Annotated in this window: 16 protein-coding genes and 1 pseudogene; 11 read left to right on the forward strand and 6 right to left on the reverse strand. The window is 72.5% G+C overall.

Going from position 1 to position 20,310, the window contains the following annotated elements; all coding sequences use genetic code 11:
* Positions 1-119 precede the first annotated feature (119 nt).
* On the forward strand, positions 120-1,136 hold the full coding sequence (locus tag CW359_RS19945) for a multicopper oxidase domain-containing protein (protein WP_105971325.1): 1,017 nt from the start codon (positions 120-122) through the stop codon (positions 1,134-1,136).
* A gap of 77 nt (positions 1,137-1,213) precedes the next feature.
* Positions 1,214-2,215, forward strand: a complete 1,002-nt coding sequence (locus tag CW359_RS19950; protein WP_105971326.1) for a LacI family DNA-binding transcriptional regulator — start codon at positions 1,214-1,216, stop codon at positions 2,213-2,215.
* A 57-nt stretch (positions 2,216-2,272) separates the two neighbouring features.
* On the opposite strand, the gene CW359_RS19955 is transcribed toward CW359_RS19950, so the two are convergent.
* The gene (locus CW359_RS19955; protein ID WP_105971327.1) at positions 2,273-3,067 is read right to left on the reverse strand and encodes a VOC family protein; all 795 of its coding nucleotides are present in this window, start codon (positions 3,065-3,067) and stop codon (positions 2,273-2,275) included.
* 325 nt (positions 3,068-3,392) lie between these two features.
* On the opposite strand from CW359_RS19955, the gene CW359_RS19960 reads away from it, so the two are divergent.
* Together CW359_RS19960 and CW359_RS19965 are read left to right on the forward strand one after the other, a co-directional pair.
* Positions 3,393-3,647 (forward strand): WhiB family transcriptional regulator, encoded by a 255-nt coding sequence (locus CW359_RS19960; protein ID WP_105971328.1) that lies wholly within the window; start codon positions 3,393-3,395, stop codon positions 3,645-3,647.
* Positions 3,648-3,703: 56 nt separating this feature from the next.
* On the forward strand, positions 3,704-7,054 hold the full coding sequence (locus CW359_RS19965; protein WP_105971329.1) for a hypothetical protein: 3,351 nt from the start codon (positions 3,704-3,706) through the stop codon (positions 7,052-7,054).
* Positions 7,055-7,078: 24 nt separating this feature from the next.
* On the opposite strand, the gene CW359_RS19970 is transcribed toward CW359_RS19965, so the two are convergent.
* The 4 genes from CW359_RS19970 to ssgD all read right to left on the reverse strand — a co-directional run bounded on the left by CW359_RS19970 (position 7,079) and on the right by ssgD (position 11,497).
* The gene (locus CW359_RS19970) at positions 7,079-8,056 is read right to left on the reverse strand and encodes an acyl-ACP desaturase (RefSeq protein WP_105971330.1); all 978 of its coding nucleotides are present in this window, start codon (positions 8,054-8,056) and stop codon (positions 7,079-7,081) included.
* Positions 8,057-8,279: 223 nt separating this feature from the next.
* A complete protein-coding gene (ddaH, locus tag CW359_RS19975) occupies positions 8,280-9,056 on the reverse strand; it encodes a dimethylargininase (protein ID WP_105971331.1) in 777 nt (258 codons plus the stop codon).
* A gap of 114 nt (positions 9,057-9,170) precedes the next feature.
* Entirely contained in the window at positions 9,171-10,787 is a 1,617-nt protein-coding gene (locus CW359_RS19980; protein ID WP_105971332.1) for an ABC-F family ATP-binding cassette domain-containing protein, read from the reverse strand.
* A gap of 293 nt (positions 10,788-11,080) precedes the next feature.
* Positions 11,081-11,497 (reverse strand): spore wall synthesis regulator SsgD, encoded by a 417-nt coding sequence (gene ssgD, locus CW359_RS19985; protein ID WP_105971333.1) that lies wholly within the window; start codon positions 11,495-11,497, stop codon positions 11,081-11,083.
* A 189-nt stretch (positions 11,498-11,686) separates the two neighbouring features.
* Here ssgD and CW359_RS19990 point away from each other — a divergent pair, with 189 nt between their 5' ends.
* The 4 genes and pseudogenes from CW359_RS19990 (at position 11,687) to mmpA (ending at position 14,029) form a co-directional block, all read left to right on the forward strand.
* Complete coding sequence (locus CW359_RS19990) at positions 11,687-12,793, forward strand: WD40/YVTN/BNR-like repeat-containing protein (protein ID WP_408647499.1); 1,107 nt, start codon at positions 11,687-11,689, stop codon at positions 12,791-12,793.
* Positions 12,794-12,809: 16 nt separating this feature from the next.
* Positions 12,810-13,037 (forward strand): annotated as a pseudogene (locus tag CW359_RS19995) (plasmid stabilization protein); the annotation flags it as partial.
* Between the two features lie 34 nt (positions 13,038-13,071).
* Complete coding sequence (locus CW359_RS20000) at positions 13,072-13,800, forward strand: endonuclease V (RefSeq protein WP_105971335.1); 729 nt, start codon at positions 13,072-13,074, stop codon at positions 13,798-13,800.
* A gap of 82 nt (positions 13,801-13,882) precedes the next feature.
* Positions 13,883-14,029 (forward strand): morphogenic membrane protein MmpA, encoded by a 147-nt coding sequence (mmpA, locus tag CW359_RS45895; protein WP_198655295.1) that lies wholly within the window; start codon positions 13,883-13,885, stop codon positions 14,027-14,029.
* Positions 14,030-14,071: 42 nt separating this feature from the next.
* Here the strand turns inward: mmpA and CW359_RS20005 are convergent, their stop codons facing one another.
* Positions 14,072-15,259 carry a saccharopine dehydrogenase family protein gene (locus tag CW359_RS20005; protein WP_105971336.1) on the reverse strand — a complete coding sequence of 396 codons (1,188 nt, stop codon included), beginning with the start codon at positions 15,257-15,259 and terminating at the stop codon, positions 14,072-14,074.
* 223 nt (positions 15,260-15,482) lie between these two features.
* On the opposite strand from CW359_RS20005, the gene CW359_RS20010 reads away from it, so the two are divergent.
* The 3 genes from CW359_RS20010 to CW359_RS20020 all read left to right on the forward strand — a co-directional run bounded on the left by CW359_RS20010 (position 15,483) and on the right by CW359_RS20020 (position 20,176).
* Positions 15,483-16,619 (forward strand): CaiB/BaiF CoA transferase family protein, encoded by a 1,137-nt coding sequence (locus CW359_RS20010; protein ID WP_105971337.1) that lies wholly within the window; start codon positions 15,483-15,485, stop codon positions 16,617-16,619.
* A gap of 46 nt (positions 16,620-16,665) precedes the next feature.
* Complete coding sequence (locus tag CW359_RS20015; protein ID WP_105971338.1) at positions 16,666-17,880, forward strand: acetyl-CoA C-acetyltransferase; 1,215 nt, start codon at positions 16,666-16,668, stop codon at positions 17,878-17,880.
* Positions 17,881-17,989: 109 nt separating this feature from the next.
* Entirely contained in the window at positions 17,990-20,176 is a 2,187-nt protein-coding gene (locus CW359_RS20020) for a 3-hydroxyacyl-CoA dehydrogenase NAD-binding domain-containing protein (protein WP_105971339.1), read from the forward strand.
* Positions 20,177-20,310: the final 134 nt, after the last annotated feature.

Consider the following 20,310-nt stretch of genomic DNA (forward strand, 5'->3'; position numbering starts at 1 on the left):
TGACCGGGATCGCACGAACTTTGTCCTGGGTGTGGATAAACGGGTGGCGGGCCGCTACCGTCTCAGCGGTTCCTCTCGTTCCCGCTGCGCATCTTCCGTACCAGGGTGGGGAGTTCGGCATGGACAGACGTGACTTCAACCGGCGGGTGCTGCTCGGCGGCGCGGCCGTCGCGACATCGTTGTCGGTGGCCCCGGAGGCGGGCGGCGCGACCGCCGCGGCCGTGCTGCCACCGAAGACCGCCCCGGCCGGCGGTGAGGTACGGCATCTCCAGCTGTACGCCGAGCGGCTCGCCGACGGGCAGTTGGGCTACGGGTTCACGAGGGGTGCCGCGTCCGTCCCCGGCCCGCTGATCGAGCTGAACGAGGGCGACACCGCGCACATCACCCTGGAGAACACGACGGACATCGCCGTGAGTCTGCACGTCCACGGCATGGACTACGAGATCTCCAGCGACGGTACGAAACTGTCGCGCAGCGAGGTCGAGCCCGGCGGCAGTCGCACCTACACCTGGCGCACCCACGCACCGGGGCGTCGGGCGGACGGCACCTGGCGGGCGGGCAGCGCCGGTTACTGGCACTACCACGACCATGTCGTCGGCACCGAACACGGCACCGGCGGCATCCGCAAGGGCCTCTACGGGCCGGCGATCGTGCGGCGCAAGGGAGACATCCTCCCGGACACCACGTACACGATCGTCTTCAACGACATGACGATCAACAACCGGCCCGGTCACCAGAGCCCCAACTTCGAGGCCACGGTGGGGGATCGGGTCGAGTTCGTGATGATCACGCACGGCGAGTACTACCACACCTTCCACATGCACGGTCATCGCTGGGCGGACAACCGCACCGGCCTGCTCACCGGCCCCGACGACCCGAGCCAGGTCGTCGACAACAAGATCGTGGGACCGGCGGACTCCTTCGGCTTCCAGGTGATCGCCGGGGAAGGCGTCGGGGCCGGTGCGTGGATGTACCACTGCCATGTGCAGAGCCACTCGGACATGGGGATGGCGGGGCTGTTCCTGGTGCGGCGGACGGACGGGACGATTCCCGGGTACGAGCCCCACGGGGCGGCGGGTGCTCCTGCTGGTGCTGCCGCCGGGGAGGGGGAGGCGTCGTCGGCGCACGAGCACTGATCGGGCTCCGAGAGCGCTCTCATCCGGTGCCGGGGCGGGACTATCCTGATCGGCAACCGCCGATGAGGAGCCCCGAAGTGACCGAGACCGCGTCGCGTCCCACCCTGGAGGCCGTGGCCGCGCGGGCGGGCGTCTCCCGGGCCACCGCGTCACGGGTCGTGAACGGCGGCGACGGCGTGCGCGAACCCCTCGTCGAACGCGTCAGGCAGGCCGTCGAGGAACTCGGCTACGTCCCCAACCAGGCCGCCCGCTCCCTGGTCACCCGGCGGCACGACGCTGTCGCCGTCGTCATCGCCGAACCGGAGACCAGAGTCTTCGCCGACCCCTTCTTCGCCCTCCAACTCCGCGGCATCAGCAAGGAGTTGACCGCCCACGACTCCCAACTCGTGCTGCTGCTCACCGAAGGGCGCGACGACCACACCCGGGTCGGCCGGTATCTCGCCGGTGGCCATGTCGACGGCGCCCTCGTCTTCTCCCTGCACCTCGACGACCCGCTGCCCGGCCTCGTCCAACGCGCCGGGCTGCCCACCGTGTTCGGCGGCCGACCCGGCTGGAGCGACGGCACCCGTGATGCCGTGTACGTCGACAGCGACAACCGGGGCGGCGCGGGGGTCGCCGTACGGCATCTCCTCGGCCTGGGGCGGACGCGCGTCGCACACATCACGGGCGCCCTCGACCAGACCTCGGCGGTGGACCGGCTCGACGGGTTCCGGGAGGCCGCTCCGGACCCCGACCCCCGGTTGATCGCCGAGGGCGACTTCACCCCAGGGGGCGGGGAGCGGGCGATGCGTGAGCTGCTGGAGCGGCGGCCTGATCTGGACGCCGTGTTCGCGGCGAACGACCTCACCGCGGCGGGGGCGTTGAGGGTGTTGCGGGAGTGCGGGCGGCGGGTGCCGGAGGATGTCGCGGTGGTCGGCTTCGACGACATGTTGCCTGTCGCCGAGCAGACCGATCCGGCGTTGACGACTGTGCGTCAGCCCATCGAGGAGATGGGGAGGTTGATGGCTCGGTTGTTGGTGGGGGGTGAGGCGTCGAGTGTGGTGTTGCCGACGACGTTGGTGCGGCGCGTGTCGGCGTAGTGCTCCCCGGGACGGGTAGCTTGTCGGCCGACCACCGGTGGAGGCTGATCGCGCCCCTTAGACAGGCCTGGGCGCGCTCTTGATGATGGCGAACCGTGCCCCGTACGGGTCCGTCAGTTTGGCCATCGTGCCCACGCTCTCCACCTCCGTGGCCGGCATCCGCACCTGACCGCCCAGTTCCTGGGCCTTGGCGACCGTCGCCTCCGTGTCGGTGACCTCGAAGTACGGCAGCCAGTACGGGGTCGTCTCCGTGTGGGTCGGGTCGTCGGCCACGTCGATGACGCCGCCGAACACGCTGTCCTCCCCGCCGTCCGCCGGGTTCAGGCACGTGTACGAGCCGCCCGGGAACTCCACCCCCGACGTCTCCAGGCCCAGCACCCTGCCGTAGAACACGGCGGCCTTGGGCACGTCGTGCGTGTACAGCTCCACCCAGCACAGGGAGCCGGGTTCCCCGGCCACCTCCAGGCCCTTGATGCGGGCGGGCTGCCAGAGGCCGAAGACGGCGCCCGCGCTGTCCGTGACGACGGCCATCCGGCCCGCGTCCATCACGTCCATCGGCGGCATCGGCAGCGCGCCCCCGCTCTGCTCGGCGGCCTTGGCGGTCCCGTCGACGTCCGGGGTCTTGAAGGACACCGTCCACGACGGCGTGCCCCCCTGCTCCTCGGTCATCTGCATACCGCCCGCGGCGGTCCTGCCGCCCAGCTGGAAGAAGCCGTAGCCGCCGGCCTCGGGGCCCGCGTCCCGGAATTCCCAGCCGAAGAGCGCGCCGTAGAAGGAGGTGGCACCCTCGATGTCAGGGGTGCCGAGATCGATCCAGTTGGGAGCGCCGGTCACGAAACGGGTGGTGAGCATCTTCGCCCTCCTCAAGGGGCCCCGTCCTCGGTGACGGGCCTGTTGCCTGCTCTGCCGAGTCTCGCACCGCCCACTGACAATCGCTGCCGGAGCGGGACAATGCCGCCCGGAGCGCTGGAGCCGGTCACCCTGGGTGAGGGCGGGAACGCGCCTCGTCCAAGAACACTCCGCGCGCCGCCGTGCGCTCGCGCGTCCGGCGGGAGCATCATCGGGCGACCGGCGGGAACGCCCGGGCCGCTCGGCGGGCGGACCCGGCGGTCGCCGTCGATCGGACGTTGAGTGGACGTTGAGCGAACGTTTTTCGCGGTCCGGCACGATCTCGTCCATGCACTACGAGACGATCACCCCGATGGACGACGCCTGGCAGGCGCAGGCCCTGTGCGCGGAGACCGGGGCCGACTTCTTCTTTCCCGAGCCGGGCAGCTCGGTGCGCGAGGCCAAGCGCATCTGCGGGATGTGCGAGATGCGTCCCGCCTGCCTGGAGTACGCACTCAGCAACGACGAACGATTCGGCGTCTGGGGCGGCCTCTCCGAGAAGGAACGGCTCCAGCTCCGGCGCACCTCGCACACCTCCCACTGACCGCTCGGCGGCCAATTCCCGTACGCCGACCGGCACCGAGCGGCACAATCCAGCTCATGCTCCGAACCCCGCACCAGCAGGTCGACAGTCTGCTCGACGCCCTCGACCCGCTTCCGTACCCGCAGCGCATGCGCGAACTCGCCGCACGGACAAGAGAGTTCACTCACCTGCGGCCGGTGCTGACGGAGCTGGCGGAACGCGGCTCGTACGGCCGTGACCTCGCGATCGTCGCCGCGGCGATCGGGCGGGACGCCGACTGGATCGCGGACCGGATCGCCGACCCCGACCCCTTCGTGCGCGCGCACGCGCTCCGGGCCGCCGAGAACCTCCAAGTGCCCGACTCCGCCTACGAGTCGGGGCTCACCGACGCCTCCGAGGCGGTACGCCGGGACCTGCTGCGCGCGATCGTCGCGGGCGGGCGCACCGCACTCGCCGAACGGCTCCTGGACGGAGTGCGCCTGGAGCGCGGAGACGCGGAGGCGGCACGGCTGCTGCCCGGGTGCACACGGGAGACGGTGGCCCGGCTGCTCCCCGAGCTGTTCCACGCCTTCGACGGCTGGCACGCGCTCGCCCGACGCCACCCGGACCTGCTGCTGGACGCGCTGGAACGGGAGTTGGCCGAACTGCCGGCCGCGCTCCACGACTCCTGGTGGGAGTCCTTCGGCGGCGCCGTGGCCGCCGTCGCGCCGCACGACCCCCTGCGCGTCCTCGGCTTCCTGGAGCGCCGCCCGCCCAGGGTGTTCCCCCGCCGACTCGACTCCTGCCTGGGCCTGTTCGTCGCCGCGGCCCCCGGGCGCGTACTGCGCCTGCTCGGCACACCCGGCTGGTCCGCCCGCTGTGTGCGCTCGCTGAACACGTCCGTGCTGCGCGGGCTGGCCCGCTCCGGGGCGCCCGAACTCGTCGCCTACGGCAGGGTGCTGGCGGCCACCGGAGACCTCCCGGTACTGCTCGCCGCCATGCCGCCAGGACGCCGCCACGCCCTCCTCGCCGAGGTGCAGGAGGGCCGGGGCTCCGCCGTCGCCGACGTGGCGACCCTGGCGGTGCTGCCCCGCACCCACGCGCCCGACGAGGCCCGCCGCGCAGCCGCCGCCGCCCGTGAACGAGGCGCCGGCTGGTACGCCGTACTCCTCGTCGAATCGTTCCTGCCCGTCGCCGAGATACGCGCCCGGCTCCTCGACGCCACCCGTCGCCCGGCCGCCGAGGACCGCGCCCTGGCCTGGCCGTTGCTGATCGACAACGCCGCGCGCTCCGGCGACCCGGACGCCGTCACCGCCGTACTCGCGGAGATGGGGCGGCTGAGGAACGAACAGGACCCGGTGCGTTCGGCCGCGCTTGCGGCGCTCGCCGACGTCCGTGCGGCGCTGTTCACCGAGGACGCCGAACCGCACCTCGACCGGATCGCCGCGGACGCCGTCGAGGCGCGTGACTCCTCCGGACCCACCCGGCAGCGGCTCGGAGCCCTCGCCCTCGGGGTGCTGCGCGAGCACGCGGCGCGCGGGCCACGGGAGTTGGTGAACTGGGCGCTGCGCACCCTGGTCCGCATCACCGGCCACACCGGCACCATCGACCTCGGCCGGCTCGACCGGACCCTCGCGCACGGCCAGGAGCACCGCGTGTACGAGGCGCTGCGCCCCTGGATCGAGGCGGGCGCCGAAAAGGCCGACTACAGCCTCGCGTTCGCCCTCGCCCGGGCCGTCGGACGACGCGCCGCCGGTATGGCCGAACTCCAGGACCTGCTCTGGCAGGCCGTCCGCTACGGCGGCAAGGACGCGACCGTCCGCACGGCGATCGACCTCTGGCTGGAGCCGCCCGCCACCCGCGACGAACGCGTCGCACGCGTCCTCGCCCACGAACCCTCCGCCGGAGCACTGCCGTCGGTGTGGCGCACCCTCGCCGGCCGCCGTACCGACCTGCTCGACCCGTACCTCGCCGAGACCCCGCCGTACGGCCGCTTCCTGCCCGAGCGCGAGCCCTGGACCGCACCCGGCCACCACGGCGTCCGGCGCTGGCGGCCCCGCCAACAGCGCCGGTTCGTCGGCCGGTTGGCGGACCTCGCCGCCGACTCCGCGCTGCCGCTGCACCGTCGGGCCGCCGCGATCCAACAGGCCGCGCACGTACCGGAGTTTGGCGTCGCCCTCGTACGGCAGTGGACCGACTCCGGGGAGGTCGTCCTCGCCGAGGCGGCGCTCACCGCGCTCTCCCGCACCGACCGGCCCCACGAGGCGCTGCCCGAACTCCTCGCCCACGCGGGCGACGATCGCGCCCGGGTCGCCGTCCACGCGGCCACCCGGGCCTCGCGGTACGCGCCGCCGTCGCTGCTCGCCGGACAGCTCGCCGAGGTGCTGCGGGCCCCGGACACCAAGGTGACCAGCCGCAAGGAGGCGGTCCGGCTCGCGGTGACCCGGCTGCCCGCGCGGTCGGCCGTCGCGCTGCTCTGCGAGACGTACGGGCGGCCCGGCACCCACCGCGACGTCCGTACCGCGTGTGTGGCCTTCGCGGGCGGGCTCGTCGCGCACGAGCCGGTCTGGGAGCTGCTGCGCGACGCGGCCGGCGCCGAACCGGTGCTGCGCCGGGCCGTGCTGCGGATCCGCCCCCTCGATCTGCCCGAACCCCACCGCGAGCGCTACGCCCGCCTCGTGCACGCCGTGTGCGGCACCGACGACCCCGAGACCGCGGCCCTCGCCCTCGGCGCCCTGGCCCGGTGGACGCCCTGGTCGCCGGACGCGCCCGCGCTGCTGGCGCGGGCCGCGACGGACCTCGGCGACCGGACCAACTGGCAGGTGGCGGCCGGCGGCCTGGTGACCGTCGCGGAGGACTCCCCGCAGGGCGCCCACTGGCTCCTGGAGGCCCTACGGACCCTCGCCGGGCGCCCGGCGGACGGCGAGCCCGACCTGGACGCGGGGGAGGGGCGCGACCGTCCCGCCCACCGGCGGGTCGAGTACGTCGTCTCCTGCCTGCTCCGGCACGGCAGTCCGGCCGCCGGGAGCGTCCGGCCCGCCGCTCTCGCCGCGAGCGAGCTGCTCGCCGGGTACGACGCCCACGTACCGCGGGCCGCGACCCTGGCGGCGTACCACCTGGACCTCGACGCCCGGCCGCCCCGCCTCGGACAGCTGGCCGCGCTCACCGCCGGCCGCCCCGCACTGGCCGCCCGCACCGCCGGTCAGCTGGCCGAACGGCTGGCGCGGCCGGAACAGGAGGGCGACCCCGAGGCGCTGCTGGCCGAGGTCGGGCTGCTGACCGCCCACGGCGGCCACGCGGAGGGGCTGCTCGCGGTCGCCGTCACCGGGGCGCTGGGCGGCCGTACGGAGTGGGCCGGGCCCTGGCGGGAGCGGCTGACAGCACTGCGCCGCCACCCCGTGGCCGACGTGCGGGACGCGGCGCTGGACGAGGTGACGGCGTACGAGTGAGGGATGCGGCGGGGTCGAGGCGGGTCAGCCGGCGGCGCGGGCCGCCAGGCGGGCCTTGCGGGCCGCGAGCTTCTCGTCGAACTTGGCGGCTTCCGCGTCCAGGCCGCCCATGAACATGCCCAGTTCCTCCTGGGCCTGGAGACCCTCGCCGGTGAGGTCGCTCATGTCCATGACCTTGAGGTGGCGCAGGACCGGCTGGAGCACGTCGTCGTGGTGGATGCGCATGTTGTAGACCTCGCCGATCGCCATCTGCGCGGCGGCCCGCTCGAAGCCGGGCATGCCGTGACCGGGCATCCGGAAGTTGACGATCACGTCCCGGACCGCCTGCATCGTCAGGTCGGGCGCGAGTTCGAACGCGGCCTTCAGGAGGTTGCGGTAGAAGACCATGTGCAGGTTCTCGTCGGTCGCGATGCGGGCCAGCATGCGGTCGCAGACCGGGTCGCCCGACTGGTGGCCCGTGTTGCGGTGCGAGACGCGGGTGGCCAGCTCCTGGAAGGCGACGTACGCCACCGAGTGCAGCATCGAGTGCCGGTTGTCCGACTCGAAGCCCTCGGCCATGTGCTGCATACGGAACTCTTCGAGCTTGTCCGGGTCGACCGCGCGCGAGGCCAGCAGGTAGTCGCGCATCACGATGCCGTGTCGGCCCTCCTCCGCCGTCCAGCGGTGCACCCAGGTGCCCCAGGCGCCGTCGCGGCCGAACAGGCTGGCGATCTCGTGGTGGTAGCTGGGGAGGTTGTCCTCGGTGAGGAGGTTGACGACCAGGGCGATCCGGCCCAGCTCGGTGACCTTGGACTGCTCCTTGTCCCAGGCCTCGCCGTCCTCGAAGAAACCGGGGAAGTTGCGGGCGTCGCCCCACGGCACGTACTCGTGCGGCATCCAGTCCTTGGCGACCTTGAGATGCCGGTTGAGTTCGGTCTCGACCACTTCTTCCAGGGCGAACAGCAGCCGGGCGTCGGTCCAGGCGCCGGACGGGCTGCCGAGGTGCGGCGAAGTGATCGTCATGAATGCTCCAGAATGACGTGCGAGCGGAATACGCGGACTTCTCGGGGGACTGCCGGGGACTGCCGAGAACTCAACCTACGGCATCGTAGGCTACGTTCCCGTAGGTTACGCCACCGTAAGTTAAGAGTGCTGTAAAGATCGCTGATCAGCGGGTTTCGCACCAGGGAGAGGCGAAGCCCCAGGCTCGCAGGTCCAGGGCCGAACGGGTAGCCCGTTCGCCCGATCAGCTGTACAGCTCCCGCAGTCTCACCGAGAGGCAGGTCACACAGCCTTCGAGCTTCTCGAACTCGCTGATGTCGACCAGCACCGGCTCGTGGCCGAGATCGGCGAGCAGCTCGGCCGTCTTCGGCGCGCTCGCGGCCATCAGCAGCTTGCCGCCGCCCAGCAGCACCACATGCGCCCCCGACTCCTCCGGGACCGGCAGGAAGCGCGGGAAGAGCGTCGGACTGTCCACCAGGGGCGCGTGCCCGATGACGGTCCCGTCCGGCAGCGCGGTGACCGCCGACTTCAGATGCAGCACGCTGCTCACCGGTACGGCGACCACCCGGGCGCCCAGCGGTTCGAACACGGCCTTCAGCTGCTGTACGCCGGCGGCGTTCGTCCGCCCGCCCCGTCCTACGTAGATCGTGTCGCCGATCTTGAGGACGTCGCCGCCCTCCAGGGTGCCCGGCTCCCACACCCAGTTCACCGAGCAGCCGAGGCGGGCCACGGTCTCCTCGACGCCGCCCGTCTCGTCGCGCCGGGACTCGGCGCCGGGCCGGGCGATCAGGGCGACGTTCCGGTAGACGACCACCGCGTCCTCGACGAACACCGCGTCCGGGCAGTCGTCCGCCGGATCGACCTCGACGGTCTCCCAGCCGTGGGTGCGCAGCGCCTCCGCGTACGCCTCCCACTGCCGTTCGGCGAGGGCCGGGTCGATCTCCTCGCGCTCGATGTGCGTCACGAGGCCCTCGGCCAGGCGTGGGCTGGGGCGGCGTATGAGGGCCTTCTTGCTGGGCACGGGCGGAACTCCGAATCGCAGGGGGCGTCCGGGCACATCATGCCGGGCCGGGCTGTCCGGACAAAAGCCCCGGAGGTCAGACCGGGGCCGCCGCCCCGGCCCCGGCCCCCGACGTCAGCCCACCTCCGCCGGGTCGATCTCCCGCAGCTCGCCGTCCAGGAGCAGCCACCGGGTGATCCCGATCGACTCCAGGAACGGCAGGTCGTGGCTGGCCACGATCAGCGCGCCCTCGTACGACTCCAGGGCCGAGACGAGCTGGCGTGCGCTCGCCATGTCCAGGTTGTTGGTCGGCTCGTCCAGCATCAGCAGCTGGGGTGCGGGCTCGGCCAGCATCAGCGCGGCCAGCGCGGCCCGGAAGCGCTCGCCGCCGGACAGGGTCGCGGCCGGCTGGTCGGCGCGGGCGCCCCGGAACAGGAAGCGGGCCAGCCGCGCACGGACCCGGTTGTTGGTGGCGCCGGGCGAGAACCGGGCCACGTTCTCCGCGACGGTCAGCTCGTCGTCGAGGACGTCCAGCCGCTGCGGCAGAAAACGCAGCGGCACGTGCGCGCGTGCCTCCCCGGAGGCGGGGGCCAGCTCTCCGGAGACCGTCCGCAGCAGGGTCGTCTTGCCCGCGCCGTTACGCCCGATCAGCGCGACCCGCTCCGGCCCGCGCAGATCGAAGGAGCCCACGCTCGCGCCGTACGCCAGCTCCAGGTCCAGCAGCGTGAGGACGGTACGGCCGGGCGGTACGGCCGTGTACGGCAGGTCGACGCGGATCTCGTCGTCGTCCCGCACGGCGTCCACCGCCTCGTCGAGCCGCTCCTTGGCGCCGGCGAGCCGCTCCTCGTGCAGGATGCGGTGCTTGCCCGCCGACTCCTGCGCGGACCGCTTGCGCGCCCCCATGACGATCTTCGGCTCGCGCTTCTGGTCGGCCATCTTCTGCCCGTACTTCCTGCGGCGGGCCAACTTCAGGTGCGCGTCGGACAGTTCGCGCTTCTGCTTCTTCAGATCGGCCTCGGCGACCCGCACCATCCGCTCGGCCGCCTCCTGTTCGGTGGCGAGCGACTCCTCGTACGCCGAGAAGTTGCCGCCGTACCAGGTGACCTCGCCGGAGCGCAGATCGGCGATCTGGTCGACCAGGTCGAGGAGTTCACGGTCGTGGCTGACCACGACCATCACGCCGGGCCAGGAGGAGACGGCCGTGTAGAGGCGTCGGCGCGCGTACAGGTCCAGGTTGTTGGTCGGCTCGTCCAGCAGGAGCACGTCCGGGCGCTGCAGCAGCAGCGCGGCCAGGCGCAGCAGGACGGACTCACCGCCCGAGATCTCGCCGATCGTGCGGTCCAACTCGATCCGGCCGAGCCCGAGTTCGCCGAGCGTGGCCAGGGCGCGTTCTTCTACGTCCCAGTCGTCGCCGATCGTCTCGAAGTGCTCGTCGGCCACGTCACCCGCCTCGATGGCGTGCAGCGCGGCCCGTTTGGCGCGGATGCCGAGCGTTTCGTCCACGCGCAGGGTGGTGTCGAGGGTGACGGACTGCGGGAGGTAGCCGATGTCGCCCGCGACGCGGACGGTGCCGTCGGCGGGCTGGAGCCGACCGGCGATCAGCTTCAACAGGGTTGACTTTCCTGATCCGTTGACGCCGACGAGCCCGGTGCGGCCGGGGCCGACGGCGACGTCGAGGCCCTCGAAGACGGCGGTGCCGTCCGGCCAGGCGAAGGACAGGGAGGTGACGGCGATGGAAGTGGTGGCTGACATGCGGCCTCGCGGTTGCTTGGTTCGGTCGGGGCAAACGCGTGTCGAGACACCGGCGGGCGGCGGCGGAATGATCTTGGTGGCACGAGAAAGGCCCTGCTCCGGAAGGAGTCACGGACGGCTCGAACACCGAGGTCGCACGCTGTGCACACACACCACTGGAGGGTGTGGGGCGCGGTGTCTCAAGACCTCAGTAGAGCAACGTCCTTCTCCAATTCGACGGCAACAGGACCGCTGTCAGCGTAGGAAGTGGCGTTTCGGGCTGTCAAAGCATTAAAGGCGGCCGAGCGGTGCTGTCAGAGGGCGTCGCGCATCAGCTCCGCGAGGTCGTGGTCCAGGTCGGTCTGCAGATGCTCCAGGCCGACGGGCACCAGTTCGGTGGTGGCCGCCAGGAAGCGCCGCAGCTCGCCCGAGCGGACATGGACGACCGCGGTGCCCTCGGGGGCGTGGAACTCCAGCACCGTCCGGTCGTAGCCGTACGGCCGGACCCGGACGTCGCCGTGGCCCTGCGGTTCGCGCATGCCGTCGGAGAGCAGCTCGCGGGCGAAGGTCCAGCAGACCTCCACGCCCTCCAGCGTGGCCGGCGCGGGGAAGGTCATCCGGACGGCGAACGGATCGCGCCGGTCGTAGGTGAGTGTCGCGGGAATGCTCGGCATCCGCGGCGCGGCGGCGACGAGACGGGCTTCTACCAGCTGTTCGATGACGGTGGACATCGCCTTGCTCCCTTGTGACGGTTGGCCGCACTCCCGATTGGAACGGTCCGCACACTGAAGGAGACGCTGGAACGAGCCAAACAGTGCACCTGAATTTCTAGTGACCTCTGTCACCGAGTTCATTCACTGCTACCTTCGCCCGCCATGAGGATCTTGAGCCCGAAGCGGCAGGCCAGACGGACGATACGGATGAGCCGGACGAAGCGGACGAGTCGCGTGGTGATGGCGGGGGCGTACGCGGCGGCGCTCGCCGCCGTGGCCGCCGGACTGGCGGCGCCCGCGCAGGCGTACGAGGGGACCGGCTCCGGCGCAGGGCACCCGGCGCCGCACTGGGCGGCCAAGGACAGCGGGGCCGCCGACGTCCGCTTCCGCGGACTGTCCGCCGTGAGCCGGAACACCGCCTGGGTCGCCGGGACCGCGGGCACCGTGCTGCGCACCACCGACGGCGGCGCGAGCTGGCGAAACGTCTCTCCGCCGGGCGCGGCCGAGCTGCAGTTCCGGGACATCGAGGCGTTCGACGCGCGGCGTGCCGTGGTCCTGGCCATCGGCGAGGGCGAGGCCTCCCGGGTCTACCGCACCGACGACGGCGGCACGACCTGGACCGAGTCGTTCCGCAACACCGACGCCAGGGCCTTCTACGACTGCCTCACCTTCTTCGACAGCCGCCACGGCCTCGCCATGAGCGACCCGGTGGACGGCAGGTTCCGCATCCTGTCCACCGCCGACGGCGGACGCTCCTGGAAGGTGCTGCCCAGCGAGGGCATGCCGGCCGCGCTGGAGGGCGAGGCGGGCTTCGCGGCGAGCGGGCAGTGCCTGGTCAGCTCCGGGCCGCGTGACGTCTGGCTGGCCACGGGCGGGGGTGCACGCGCGCGCGTGCTGCACTCCGCCGACCGCGGGCTCACCTGGACGGCCGCCGACTCGCCGATCCCGGCGGGCGACGGGGCGCGCGGTGTCTTCGCGCTCGCCTTCCGCGACCGTACGCACGGACTCGCGGTCGGCGGCGACTACCGCGCCGACCAGCCCTCCCCGCGCGCGGGAGCGGTCACCAGGGACGGCGGCCGTACCTGGACCACCTCGGCCACACCCCCGCCCGCCTACCGCTCCGGCGTCGCCTGGCTCCCCTACAGCCGCACGGCCGCGCTCGCGGTCGGCCCGACCGGCACCGACCTCACCACGGACGCCGGGCGCACCTGGAAGACGGTGGACACCGGCTCGTACGACACCGTGGACTGCACCCCCGACCTGGGCTGCTGGGCGGCCGGCGAGAAGGGGCGCGTGGCACGGCTCGAATCGTGATGCCCGGGTACCCGTTCACGCGCGGACCGTCAACAAGGAGCACGCCCGTGCCGGTGAGTCCCGGACCGCCAGCCGTACGTCGACCGAGGACATGTCGTCCGGCAGGCGCGGCGGCCTGCGCTCGCACAAGGGCGCGCGGGGGCAGACGTACGAGCAGCTCTACGCGGAGGCGAGGCGGCGGAACGTGCACGGCCGCTCCGGCATGGACAAGGAGCAGCTGAAGCGGGTCCTCGGCGGCAAGTGACCTCCCGCGCCGGGGCCGTACGCTCGTCGTCATCATGGAGATGACGACGAGCGTGCCCGTTCCGGCGGACTGGCCCACGACCGAGGAAGGCGCCCGCGCGGTCCAGGACGAACTGCGGCTGCGGGTGGTGCTCGACGAGCCCGGACCGCCGCCCGGGACGGGGCACGTCACCGGCGTCGACGTCGCCTACGACGACGAACGGGACCTCGTCGTGGCCGCCGCGGTCGTCCTGGACGCGGCGACCCTGGGCGTCGTCGCCGAGGCCACGGCCGTCGGACGGGTTCCCTTTCCGTACGTGCCCGGCCTGCTCGCCTTCCGTGAGGTCCCGGCCGTCCTGGCAGCCCTCGACGCGCTGCCCGTCCCGCCCGGCCTCGTCGTGTGCGACGGCTACGGCCTGGCCCACCCGCGCCGCTTCGGTCTCGCCAGCCACCTCGGCGTCCTCACCGGGCTCCCCACGATCGGCGTCGCGAAGAACCCGTTCACCTTCACGTACGAGGAGCCGGGCACCCGGCGCGGCTCGGCGTCCCCGCTCCTGGCGGGCCCGGAGGAGGTCGGCCGCGCCCTGCGCACCCGGGACGGCGTCAAACCGGTGTTCGTCTCCGTCGGCCACCGCACGACCCTGGACGGGGCCTGCGCCCACGTCCTGGCGCTCACTCCGGACTACCGCCTCCCGGAGACGACCCGCCGCGCGGACGCCCTGTGCCGGCGGGCACTGAAGGAGGCCACCGCGGAGGGGGCTGTTGCGCAAGGGCCTACCGCGTAGGGCCTTCAAGTGATCATCTGAGTATGTGTTCTGAGTATCTGTACGGATGTCGGCGACCCTGAGCTGTCGGCAGGCTGTGCCCATGACCACGCACCGCGCCCCGAAGCCCGCCGCCAGCCCCGCCCAGCCCGTCGAGCGCGCCGTCACGGCCGCGCTGGTCGTCGCCGTACTGGCGGGACTCGCCTGGATCGTCGGCATGATCTGGACGGTCACGGGCTGGGCCCAGTAAGCCCCGCTGGAGCCGTCGTACGCCCTGCCGAGGGCCCGTCCGTCAGCGCGTGGCCGCCACCCGGAACGTGATGCCCGCCTTGCGCAGCCGGTCGATCAGCGCGTCGCCCATCGCCACGGCGGTGGTGACCTGCCCGGCCGTCGCCGGAAGGTCGTCGAAGGCCAGGGAGAGCGCCGACTCGGCGAACATCTTCGCCGTCTCGTCGTAGCCGGGGTCGCCGCCCGCGACCTCCGTGAACACCCGCTGCCCGCCGCCCTCGCCGACGAACCGCACCGAGAAGCTGCTCTTGGCCCGCCGCTCCGCGCTCGGCCCGTCGCCCGGCCGCAGCCGCCCCGACAGCCAGCGCCGCGCGGGCGGCACCTGGGCCGCCGCGAACACCGCGCCGACCGCGGCGACCCCGCCCACCGCGAACGGCAGCCGTCGTACCGCCGCGTAGTGGCGGTAACGGAAATCGGGGCCGTAGCGTTCCAGCGCGCGGGCCGAACGCACCACGACCTGCGGGTCGATGGTGGGCAGCGGCAGCGCCCAGGCGTCGACCTCCTTGGCGTACCGGGGTGCGCCCGAGGGGGCGGTCGCGCGGCGGCCCAGCAGCCGTGGCTCGTGCCGCCGTCGGTCGCGGGCGGCGGCCAGCATCCGGGGTCCCCGGGAGAACTGGTTGAGCGCCGAGGCGAAGGTGCCGCCCGAGAACATCGCGTCGGCGTGCACGAACCCGTCCACGGTCAGCGGCACGCCCTCGGGCAGCTGGGCGACGGTGAAGTAGGCGCCCAGGTCGTGCGGGACCGAGTCGAAACCGGCCGCGTGCACCAGCCGGGCGCCGGTCTCCCGCGCGCGTGCGTCGTGCCGGACGTACATCAGGTCCACGAACTCCGGCTCACCGCTGAGGTCCAGGTAGTCGGTGCCCGCGTCCGCGCAGGCGGCGACCAGCTCCTCGCCGTAGGTCAGGTAGGGGCCCACCGTCGTGGCCAGCACGCGCGTGTGCCCGGCGAGTTCGCGCAGGGAGGCCGGATCGGAGACGTCCGCCGCCAGCACGCCGACCTCGGCCGCCTTGCCGATGCCCGCGAGGCGCTCGCGCAGCGACTCCAGCCGCTCCGGGCTGCGGCCCGCGAGCGCCCAGCGCAGACCGTCGGGCGCGTGCGCGGCGAGGTACTCGGCGGTGAGCGCGCCGACGAAGCCGGTGGCTCCGAACAGCACGATGTCGTACGGGCGTTCCATCCTGTTCGGCCTGCTCATGACACCCCTCGTTGTGCGTTCCGCGCCGTTGTCGGTGGTCGAGGCTAGCGTGAGGGGGAGTGGGGTCGCGCGCCCGGTCCGTCCGTGGTGCGTGTCCGTCCGGAACGGGAGGCTTGGCCAAGCGCTTGCTTAATTTGTGCCCGGCGAAGCCTTGTGCGGAGCCTCGGGGCGTTCCTAGCATCGCTGGTGTCATGTCGGTTGTGTCACGGGAGTGGGGGACTCGATGTCGGTGGCAGGGGAGGCGGGCGGCGGTCCGCTCGCCGGGGTGCGGGTGGTCGAGCTGGCGGGCATCGGGCCCGGCCCGTTCGCCGCGATGCTCCTCGCCGACCTGGGCGCCGACGTGGTCCGCGTGGACCGGCCGGGCGGCACGGGACTGGCCATCGACCCCGAGTACGACGTCACGAACCGCAACAAGCGCTCGGTGATCGTCGACCTGAAGGCACCTGACGGTCCCGCCCGCGTGCTCGATCTCGCCGCCCGCGCCGACATCCTGGTCGAGGGCTACCGCCCCGGGGTCGCCGAGCGCCTCGGTGTCGGCCCCGAGAGCTGCCACGCCCGCAACCCGGGGCTCGTCTACGGCCGGATGACGGGCTGGGGCCAGGAGGGCCCCCTCGCCCGCCGCGCCGGGCACGACATCGCCTACCTCGCCCCGACCGGCGTCCTCGGCCTCATCGGCAGCCCGGACGCCCCGCCGCCCGCCCCGGCCAACCTCCTCGGCGACTACGCGGGCGGCTCCCTCTACCTCGTCGTCGGGGTCCTCGCGGCCCTGCACCACGCGCGCGCGACGGGCGCCGGCCAGGTCGTGGACGCCGCGATCGTCGACGGCGCCGCCCACCTCGCCACGATGCTCCACGGCATGCTCGCGGCGGGCGGCTGGCAGGACCGGCGCGGCGCCAACCTCCTCGACGGCGGCTGCCCGTACTACGGGACGTACGAGACCGCCGACGGCCGGTACATGGCGGTCGGCGCGCTGGAACCCCAGTTCTACGCCGAGTTCCTCGACCTGCTCGGCCTCCAGGAGCACTCCGCCGCCCGCAAGGACATCGCCCGCTGGAACGACCTGCGCGAGGCCGTCACCGCCCGGTTCAGGACCCGTACGAGGGACGAGTGGACGGCGGTCTTCGAGGGCTCCGACGCCTGCGTGGCGCCCGTCCTCTCGCTGCGCGAGGCCCCGCACCACCCGCACCTGGCCGCCCGCGGCACCTTCACCGACCACGGCGGCATCACCCAGCCCGCCCCCGCGCCCCGTTTCTCCGTGACCCACACGTCGATCCACGGCGGCCCCGCCCAGCCGGGCGCGGACACGGCGGACGTGGCCCGCGACTGGGACGTGCCCCGACTCCTGAAGGACGGCGGCTGACCCCCGGCCGGCGCCCGCTCCCGCACCCTCCCCGAAAGGCTGACCAGTGAGCACCGAAGCGTACGTGTACGACGCGATCCGCACCCCGCGCGGGCGCGGCAAGGCGAACGGATCCCTGCACGGCACCAAGCCCGTCGACCTCGTCGTGGGCCTCATCCACGAGATCAGGAACCGCTTCCCGGACCTCGACCCGGCCGCGATCGACGACGTCGTGCTCGGCGTCGTCGGACCGGTCGGCGACCAGGGCTCCGACATCGCGCGCGTGGCCGCCGTCGTCGCGGGACTGCCGGACACGGTGGCCGGCGTCCAGGAGAACCGCTTCTGTGCGTCGGGTCTGGAGGCCGTCAACATGGCCGCCGCCAAGGTGCGTTCGGGCTGGGAGGACCTCGTCCTCGCGGGCGGCGTCGAGTCGATGTCCCGGGTGCCGATGGCCTCGGACGGCGGCGCCTGGTTCAACGACCCGATGACCAACCTCGCCGTCAACTTCGTGCCGCAGGGCATCGGCGCCGACCTCATCGCCACCATCGAGGGCTTCTCGCGGCGCGACGTCGACGAGTACGCGGCCCTGTCCCAGGAGCGCGCGGCGACAGCGGTGAAGGACGGCCGCTTCGACCGGTCCCTCGTCCCGGTGAAGGACCGCAACGGCCTCGTCGTCCTCGACCACGACGAGCACCTGCGCCCCGGCACCACCGCCGACTCCCTGGCCCGCCTCAAGCCGTCGTTCGCCGACATCGGCGACCTGGGCGGCTTCGACGCGGTGGCCCTCCAGACGTACCACTGGGTCGAGAAGATCGACCACGTCCACCACGCGGGCAACTCCTCCGGCATCGTGGACGGCGCCTCGCTGGTCGCCATCGGCTCCCAGGAGGTCGGCGAGCGCTACGGCCTGCGCCCGCGCGCGCGGATCGTCTCCGCCGCCGTCTCCGGCTCCGAGCCGACCATCATGCTCACCGGCCCGGCGCCCGCGACCCGCAAGGCCCTCGCCAAGGCCGGGCTGACCATCGACGACATCGACCTCGTCGAGATCAACGAGGCCTTCGCGGCGGTAGTCCTCCGCTTCGCCCGAGACATGGGCCTGTCCCTGGACAAGGTCAACGTCAACGGCGGCGCCATCGCGCTCGGCCACCCGCTGGGCGCCACCGGCGCGATGATCCTCGGCACGCTCGTCGACGAACTGGAGCGCCAGGACAAGCGGTACGGCCTGGCCACGCTGTGCGTGGGCGGCGGGATGGGCATCGCGACGATCGTCGAACGGATCTGAACTCCCAGCGGATTCGGCCGATTCGGCGGAATCGACGCCAGCACGCGAGCGCGCCAGTAAGCCGGCGCGCCAGTACAGAGACTTTTTGAGCTGCTACGGAGATCCCCTCATGACACAGAGCACCACCATCCGCTGGGAGCAGGACCGCACCGGCCTCGTCACCCTCGTCCTCGACGACCCCGACCAGTCCGCGAACACCATGAACCAGGCGTTCCGTGACTCCCTCGCGGTGGTCACCGACCGGCTTGAGGCCGAGAAGGACACGATCCGCGGGATCATCCTCACCTCCGCCAAGAAGACGTTCTTCGCGGGCGGCGACCTGCGCGACCTGATCCGTGTCACCCCCGAGACGGCCCAGGAACTCCTCGACGGCGGCCTCGCCATCAAGCGGAACCTGCGCCGCATCGAGACCCTGGGCAAGCCGGTGGTCGCGGCGATCAACGGCGCGGCCCTGGGCGGCGGTTACGAACTCGCGCTGGCCTGCCACCACCGGATCGCCCTCGACACGCCCGGCACGAAGATCGGCTGTCCGGAGGTCACCCTCGGCCTCCTCCCCGGGGGTGGCGGAATCGTCCGTACGGTCCGCATGCTCGGCATCGCGGACGCGCTGCTGAAGGTGCTGCTCCAGGGCACGCAGTACAGCGCCCCGCGTGCGCTGAAGAACGGCCTGATCGACGAAGTGGCCACCACGCAGGACGAGTTGCTGGCCAAGGCGCGCGCCTTCATCGACGCCAACCCCGCCTCGCAGCAGCCCTGGGACAAGCCCGGCCACCGCATCCCGGGCGGCACCCCCGCCAGCCCCAAGTTCGCGGCGAACCTGCCCGCCTTCCCCGCCAACCTGCGCAAGCAGACGAACGGTGCCCCGTACCCGGCCCCCCGCGCCATCCTCGCGGCGGCCGTCGAGGGCGCCCAGGTCGACTTCGAGACCGCGCAGGTCATCGAGGCCCGCTACTTCGTGGAACTGGCCGCCGGACAGACCTCGAAGAACATGATCCAGGCGTTCTTCTTCGACCTCCAGGCAGTCAACTCGGGCGCCAACCGCCCCAAGGGCTTCGAACCGCGTCCGGTGCGCAGGGTGGCGGTGCTGGGCGCCGGGATGATGGGCGCGGGGATCGCGTACTCGTGCGCCCGCGCGGGCATCGAGGTGGTGCTGAAGGACGTCTCGGCGGAGGCGGCGGTACGGGGGAAGGGCTACTCGGAGAAACTGTGCGCGAAGGCGGTCGCCAGGGGGCGCACAACGCAGGAGAAGGCGGACGAACTGCTGGCCCGCATCACGCCGACCGCCGACCCGCAGGACGTGGCCGGCTGCGACGCGGTGATCGAGGCGGTCTTCGAGGACACGGCCCTGAAGCACAAGGTGTTCCAGGAGATCGAGCACATCGTCGACCCGGACGCGCTGCTGTGCTCGAACACGTCCACGCTCCCGATCACAGCCCTGGCGGAAGGAGTCGAACGCCAGACCGACTTCGTCGGCCTGCACTTCTTCTCACCGGTGGACAAGATGCCGCTCGTCGAGATCATCAAGGGCGAGCGGACGGGGGAGGCGGCGCTGGCGCGGGCCTTCGACCTGGTCCGCCAGATCCGGAAGACCCCGATCGTCGTGAACGACTCCAGGGGCTTCTTCACCTCACGGGTCATCGGCCACTTCATCAACGAGGGCGTCGCGATGGTCGGCGAGGGCATCGAGCCCGCGTCGATCGAACAGGCGGCGGCCCAGGCGGGCTATCCGGCGAAGGTGCTGTCCCTGATGGACGAACTGACGCTGACGCTGCCGCGCAAGATCCGGGCGGAGTCCAGGCGGGCGGTGGAGGAGGCGGGCGGCACGTGGCAGACGCACCCCGCGGAGGCGGTCATCGACCGGATGGTCGACGAGTTCGGCCGTACGGGGAGGAGTGGGGGCGGGGGCTTCTACGAGTACGGGGAGGACGGCAGGCGGGCGGGCCTGTGGCCCGGGCTGCGGGAGCACTTCGGGCGCGCCGAGGGCGCGGAGGGTGTACGGATCCCCTTCGTGGACATGCAGGAACGCATGCTGTTCTCCGAGGCGCTGGACACGGTACGGCTGCTGGAGGAGGGCGTGCTGACGTCGGTGGCCGACGCGAACATCGGCTCGATCTTCGGGATCGGGTTCCCGGGGTGGACGGGGGGCGTTCTGCAGTACATCAACGGGTACGAGGGCGGCCTGCCGGGGTTTGTCGCGCGGGCGCGTGAGTTGGCGGAGAGGTATGGGGAGCGGTTTGCTCCGCCGGCGTTGTTGGTGGGGAGGGCGGAGAAGGGGGAGGTTTTCGGGGCCGCGTAGCTTTCCTTCGCCCCCGCCGCCCCTACCCGTCCCATCCCTGGGGGCTGCCGCCCCGGACCCCGCTTTGTCCTCAAGCGCCGGACGGGCTGGGGGGTGGGTGGCGGGTTGGGGTGGGTGGGGAAGGCGGGGGTGGG

Origin of the sequence: Streptomyces geranii, assembly GCF_002954775.1 — a bacterium.
GTDB lineage: Bacteria > Actinomycetota > Actinomycetes > Streptomycetales > Streptomycetaceae > Streptomyces > Streptomyces geranii.

Coding starts and splice junctions, on each gene's coding strand:
- CW359_RS19945 (WP_105971325.1), top strand. CDS start 120: ATGGACAGACGTGACTTCAACCGGCGGGTGCTGCTCGGCGGCGCGGCC.
- CW359_RS19955 (WP_105971327.1), bottom strand. CDS start 3,067: ATGCTCACCACCCGTTTCGTGACCGGCGCTCCCAACTGGATCGATCTC.
- CW359_RS19960 (WP_105971328.1), top strand. CDS start 3,393: ATGCACTACGAGACGATCACCCCGATGGACGACGCCTGGCAGGCGCAG.
- CW359_RS19965 (WP_105971329.1), top strand. CDS start 3,704: ATGCTCCGAACCCCGCACCAGCAGGTCGACAGTCTGCTCGACGCCCTC.
- CW359_RS19970 (WP_105971330.1), bottom strand. CDS start 8,056: ATGACGATCACTTCGCCGCACCTCGGCAGCCCGTCCGGCGCCTGGACC.
- CW359_RS19980 (WP_105971332.1), bottom strand. CDS start 10,787: ATGTCAGCCACCACTTCCATCGCCGTCACCTCCCTGTCCTTCGCCTGG.
- ssgD (WP_105971333.1), bottom strand. CDS start 11,497: ATGTCCACCGTCATCGAACAGCTGGTAGAAGCCCGTCTCGTCGCCGCC.
- CW359_RS19990 (WP_408647499.1), top strand. CDS start 11,687: ATGAGCCGGACGAAGCGGACGAGTCGCGTGGTGATGGCGGGGGCGTAC.
- CW359_RS20000 (WP_105971335.1), top strand. CDS start 13,072: ATGGAGATGACGACGAGCGTGCCCGTTCCGGCGGACTGGCCCACGACC.
- mmpA (WP_198655295.1), top strand. CDS start 13,883: ATGACCACGCACCGCGCCCCGAAGCCCGCCGCCAGCCCCGCCCAGCCC.
- CW359_RS20005 (WP_105971336.1), bottom strand. CDS start 15,259: ATGAGCAGGCCGAACAGGATGGAACGCCCGTACGACATCGTGCTGTTC.
- CW359_RS20010 (WP_105971337.1), top strand. CDS start 15,483: ATGTCGGTGGCAGGGGAGGCGGGCGGCGGTCCGCTCGCCGGGGTGCGG.
- CW359_RS20020 (WP_105971339.1), top strand. CDS start 17,990: ATGACACAGAGCACCACCATCCGCTGGGAGCAGGACCGCACCGGCCTC.